The sequence below is a fragment of the Acidovorax sp. KNOB132 genome (assembly GCF_057541515.1).
On sequence record NZ_BAAJYT010000245.1, the window covers coordinates 1 to 5,342 of the forward strand.

Here is a 5,342-nt window from a genome sequence, read left to right on the forward strand (position 1 = left end):
CTGCTCGCCCGCGCGGGCCGCCTCGACGGCCGCGTTGAGCGCGAGGATGTTGGTCTGGAACGCGATCGAGTCGATGACGGCGATGATCTCGGAGATGCGGCTGGAGCTTTCCGAGATGCCGCGCATGGTGTCCACCACGTCGCCCATGACGGCGCCGCCGCGCTCGGCGATGCTTGATGCGTTGTTCGCCAGTTGGCCTGCGCGTAGGGCGTTCTCGGCGTTCTGCGTCACGGTGCCCGTGAGCTGCTCCATGCTGGCCGCGGTTTCCTGCAGCGACGAGGCCTGCGACTCGGTGCGCGACGACAGGTTCATGTTGCCCGAGGCGATCTCGCTCGCGGCGTGGCGGATTTCCTCGGTCCCGCTGCGGATGTTGCCGATCAGTTGCGCCAGGCGGGCCTGCATGGTGTGCATGGCCTGCATCAGGCTGTGCGGGTTCTTGCCCGAGGCGGCCACGGCCACGGTGAGGTCGCCGTCCGCGATGCGCGCTGCCACCTCGGCGGCCTGGGTGGGCTCGCCGCCCAGGCTGCCGGTCACGCTGCGGATGATCAGCAGCATGGTGCCGTGGATGGCGCCGCCCACCAGCAACACGATGACGAGCAGCCGTCCAATGGTCTTGTAGAAGGCGGTCTGGATGTCGCCCACCATCACGCCGGCCATCACATGCCAGTCCCACGGCGCGTAGTAGCGCACGAAAGTGACCTTCTCCAGCCGCTCCACGTTGCCGTTGGGCAGCGTCACCCCCGCCTGGTACGAGACGAAGCCCTGGCCGTTCTTCTTGCCCATGTCGGCCAGCTCGCGGTAGTAGGCCTTGCCTTCCGGGTCCTTGCGGTCGCCCACATTGGTGCCGATCAGGCCCTTGCCCGTGGGGTGCATGAGCATCAGCGGCGCCGAATCGATCACGAACAGGAAGTTCTTGCCGTTGTCGAATCGCAGCGTGGCCAGGCGCGCCAGCGCCTGCTCCTTGGCGGTGGCCACGTCCGTGCGGCCCGCGGCCACCTCGGCGGCGTAGTTCTCGATCAGGCTGTAGCCCAGGTCCACCACGTTGTGCACGGCCGCCTGGCGCTCTTCGGTCACCACGGTGCGCGCATGGAACGCGGCCCACGCACCCAGCAGGAACAGGCCCAGCCACATCAGGATCAGGGCCAGGGTCAATTTGGTTTTAAGTCGCATGGAGGTCACGGTGGGGCCAGCGGTCCGGTGAGGACGGGCAAGGGGTGGGAATGGGAGGGACGGCGCATCGGCGAAGCCCCCCGGGATTCCCGGGTTACCACCAATGGCACAGCGAACGAAAAGTCATTATTTCATCGAAAAGTTACGTTTGTTTGCAAAAAATACCTATGGGCCGGCTGGTGTCCAAAGCCCCAGGCCTGCCATGCCCGGCGGGCCGCCCCCAAGCAAAAAGGGCCAGCGCATGCCGCGCTGGCCCGAGGGTGGGATATTGATGGAATAGGCCTCCAGCGCATATTCGACTATGGCATACAGCTATTATTTTAATAGCGACAGGACACCGCCTGCACCCTCACCCGCGCTGCGGGATCTCCAGCCCGCGCACCACGGCCGGCCGCGCCAGGAAGGCGGCCAGCACGCGCTGCACCTGAGGGAAGGCATCGAAGTCCACCAGCTCGCGCGCCTCGTAGAAGCCCACCAGGTTGCGCACCCACGGAAAGACGGCGATGTCGGCGATGGTGTAGTCGTCGCCCAGGATCCAGCCGCGCCCGGCCAGGCGCTGCTCCAGCACGCCCAGCAGGCGCCTGGACTCGGCCACGTAGCGGTCGCGCGGGCGCTTGTCCTCGTAGTCCTTCCCGGCGAATTTATGGAAGAACCCGAGCTGGCCGAACATGGGGCCGACGCCGCCCATCTGCCACATGACCCACTGCAGGGCCTCGTAGCGCGCGGCCGGGTCCTGCGGCAGGAAGCGGCCGGTCTTCTCGGCCAGGTAGACCAGGATGGCGCCCGATTCGAACAGCGCCAGCGGCCGCCCGCCCGGGCCATCGGGGTCGAGGATGGCGGGGATCTTGTTGTTGGGGTTGAGCGAGAGGAACTCGGGCGAGAACTGGTCGTTGGTGTCGAAGCGCACCAGGTGCGGCTCGTACGGCAGGCCCAGCTCCTCCAGCAGGATGGAGACCTTGACACCGTTGGGCGTGGGCAGCGAATACAGCTGCAGCCGCTCGGGGTGGCGCGCCGGCCACTTGGCGGCGATGGGGTGGGTGAGGGGGCGGGCGGTGGCGGGGGCGGATGTGGAGGGCGTCGTCGTCATGGTTTTTTGCGGGCCTCGGGTGAGCGGCCGGGGTGGCCGGACGGGGATCGATCAGGCGTCGAACCGGGGCGTTCATTACACCCCCGGGGCCCGCGGCGGCGCAGGCGCCGCGCGCAGTAACCCCAAGGCCGCTCAGCCCTTCACCAACCCGCTGTCCACGATGAGGTTCTGCCCGGTCACGGCGCGCGACCAGGGCGAGAGGAAGAACAGCACCGCGTCGGCGAACTCGGCCGGCGTGGTCACGCGGCGCAGCGGGGTCATGCCGGCGATGAGGTCGAACACCGCCTCGGGCGTGGCGCGGCTGGCGTCGGTGGTGCGCAGCAGGCCGCCCGACACCATGTTCACGGTGATGCCGTGCGGCCCCAGGTCGTTGGCCGCCGTGCGGGTGAGCGACAGCAGCGCGGCCTTGGCGGCGGTGTAGTCGTGGTAGGGCACCACGGGGTTCTGGAACAGGTTGGTGCCCACGTTCACGATGCGCCCGAAACCCTGCGCGCGCATGGCGGGCAGCGCGGCCTGCAGGGTGTTCAGCGCGCCCTTCACGGCGCCGTCGATCTGCTGCTGAAAGCGCTCCCAGGCGATGTCGCCGATCTGCGGGCGCGCGTCGCCATCGAAGCGGAACTGCGCGAGCGCGTTGTTGACCACCGCGCTGACGGGCTGGCCGGTGCGCTCCTGCGCCTGGGCGAACAGGCGCTGCACGGCGGCGGCATCGGTCACGTCGGCCTGCAGGGCGATGGCGCGCGGGCCCAGTTCTTCGGCCAGGGCGCGGGCGGCCGTGTCGCTGGTCAGGTAGTTGATGACCACGCCGGCGCCTTCGCGCGCCAGCGCCCGGGTGATCGATTCGCCCAGGCCCCGGGCACCGCCGGTGACCAGGACCCATTGTTCGGACAGTTGCATGGTGGTGTCGCTCGTGGGGTGTGAAAAAAGGACCGGGGCCGGGGCGTGGTCAGGCCGACGCGGCATACCCCAGCGGTTGCAGAAAGGCGCCGGGCTGCGCGCGGTGGCACAGCAGCGTGAGCTGCTGGCGCGCCCGGGTCATGCCGACGTAGAGGGTGTTCTTTTCCTGCGCGTAGGGCGCCTGCGGCACGGGGAACACGCCCTGCTCCAGGAACGGGATCACCACGTGGTCGAACTCCAGGCCCTTCACGTCCTCGATGTTGGCCAGGACCAGGCTGGCGGTGCTGCGCAGCTCGCGCTGGCGCTGCTCGGCGCGGTTCAGGTGCAGGAAATAATCGCGCGCGCTGGCAAAGCCTTTCGCCGCCTCGCACAGGCCGGCCAGATTGGCGAGCGCGTCCTCGCGCCGCTGGCGCGAGACGAACACCTCGCGGATCACGGCGTCGATCTGCAGGGCCTGCAGCAGGCGCGGCAGGGTGTCCTGGCCGCCCGCCTCGCGCGCCACCTCCAGGGCCTTGCGCAGGCGCCGCTGCATGGCGGGCTCGACGTTGGCCACGATCTGGTGGGTGAAGAAGTTCTGCAGGAACAGCGGGTTGTCGGTCACGCTGCGGATGGCGTCCTCCAGCAGGGCCTGCTGCGACTCGTGCTCGCGCCCGGCCACGACGATGCGCGCGCCGCAGAAGAACACCAGCGCCCGCATGAGCTTGTCGCGCGTGCGCGGCTCGGACACGCTGTCGAAGTTGTCGGTGGCCACGGCCAGCAGGCCGCGCACCAGCAGCACCTCGGGCCGCAGCAGGTAGCTGTCGAAGCCGCTCACGGTGTAAGGCACGTTGTCGGCCAGCAGCCGGTTCTCGATGCCCACCGACTGGTTGGAGTGGCGCAGCAGCACGGCAAAGCCCGCCATGCGGGCGCGGGGCCGGGCGCGCCACTGCTGGGCCGCCTGCGCGACGAGGTCCACGCAGTGCGCGGCATCGTCGTAGGGCCGCAGTTCCACCGCGGTGTCGTGGCCGGCAAGCGAGTCGTAGGGCTTGGCCGCCAGCCGCCCAGCCTTGGCCGCGAGCTTCTTGCCGAAGCGGTGGCTGGGCGTGAGCCGCAGGCGCGCCACGGGGCGGCCGGTGTGCGCGGTGATGGCATCGCCCATGAAGGCGGCATCGGCCCCGTGGGCGCCGTAGATGACCTGGTCGCGGTCGCCCACGCCGCAGAAGGTGCACTGCGTGGTGTCCAGCAGCTCGCGCAGCACGCGGAACGCGGCCTCGTTCATGTCGTGCATCTCGTCGACCAGCACGGCCTGCACGCCGCGCGGCCAGCGCGGCAGGCTGGCCGCGGTGTCGCCGCCGTGCAGGCGCCGGGCCAGGTCGTAGGTGGCATCGAAGGGGCCGCGAAACAGCGGCTCGTCGGCCAGCTCGCGCCGGCGAATGCGCTCGTAGGCCAGGAACACCTTGAGCTGCATGTAGCCCACGCCGATGGCAGCCGCGTGCTCGGGCGAGGCCGGGCCGCCCTCGCGCTCCAGCTCGTCCTTCATCGTGCCCTTGAGCCACACGCTGGTCGCCAGGAACTCCTCCACGAAGCCGGTATCGCCCAGCGTGGGCAGCAGCAGCTCCTCGCGCCAGCGCTCGTGCTCGTTGTCTTCCACGCGCTGCACGGCTTGCCAGACGAAGGGGCGCAGCTCCTCCAGGTGGCGGTGGTGCGGCACGGGGGCCTCGTACTGGTCGGCCAGCATTTCGGCGCAGAAGGCATCGAACGTGGCGATGCGAAAGCGCTGCGCCACGGGCGCGGGCACGCCGACCTTGCGCAGCGCGGCCTGCAGCGCCTGGCAGGCGGTGGCAGTGTGCGTGAGGGCCAGGCAGCGCTCGGGCGCCACGCCGCGCGCCCAGGCCTGCCCCATGCGCAGGGCAAGCGTGGTGGTCTTGGCCGCGCCGGCGTTGGCCTCGATGACCAGCGTGCGCTCGGCGGACTGCTGGATCGCCAGTTGCTCGGCCGTGGGGTCGATCTGCCTGGCCTGGAAAAGGGGAACGGTGGGGGAGATGGTCGCCAAAGGGATTCTTTTCAGGCAGGGCCCCGGCGCGGGCGCAGGGCGCGAAGGCCTCAGCGCCGGCGCTCGGCGCTCACGTCGATTTCGCCGAAGACGGTGACACCGTTCGAGCCCTGCCCGCCGATGCCGTGCGTGCCGCGCGCGGGCGCCTCGGACGGCGCG

General features: G+C 70.0%; 4 protein-coding genes. All 4 read right to left on the reverse strand.

What is annotated here, in order from left to right:
* The coding region (locus AC27IO_RS20010; protein WP_498740392.1) for a methyl-accepting chemotaxis protein at nt 1-1,170 on the reverse strand (1,170 nt) is incomplete at its 3' end.
* A gap of 349 nt (nt 1,171-1,519) precedes the next feature.
* Nucleotides 1,520-2,257 carry a glutathione S-transferase N-terminal domain-containing protein gene (locus tag AC27IO_RS20015; protein ID WP_498740393.1) on the reverse strand — a complete coding sequence of 246 codons (738 nt, stop codon included), beginning with the start codon at nt 2,255-2,257 and terminating at the stop codon, nt 1,520-1,522.
* A gap of 132 nt (nt 2,258-2,389) precedes the next feature.
* Nucleotides 2,390-3,151, reverse strand: a complete 762-nt coding sequence (locus AC27IO_RS20020; RefSeq protein WP_498740394.1) for a 3-oxoacyl-ACP reductase — start codon at nt 3,149-3,151, stop codon at nt 2,390-2,392.
* Between the two features lie 49 nt (nt 3,152-3,200).
* Nucleotides 3,201-5,183: a UvrD-helicase domain-containing protein gene (locus tag AC27IO_RS20025; protein WP_498740395.1), complete on the reverse strand. Its 1,983-nt coding sequence runs from the start codon at nt 5,181-5,183 to the stop codon at nt 3,201-3,203.
* Nucleotides 5,184-5,342: the final 159 nt, after the last annotated feature.

Excerpts from the sequence above, each read along its gene's own strand:
- AC27IO_RS20015 (WP_498740393.1), bottom strand. The coding sequence starts at position 2,257 with ATGACGACGACGCCCTCCACATCCGCCCCCGCCACCGCCCGCCCCCTC.
- AC27IO_RS20020 (WP_498740394.1), bottom strand. The coding sequence starts at position 3,151 with ATGCAACTGTCCGAACAATGGGTCCTGGTCACCGGCGGTGCCCGGGGC.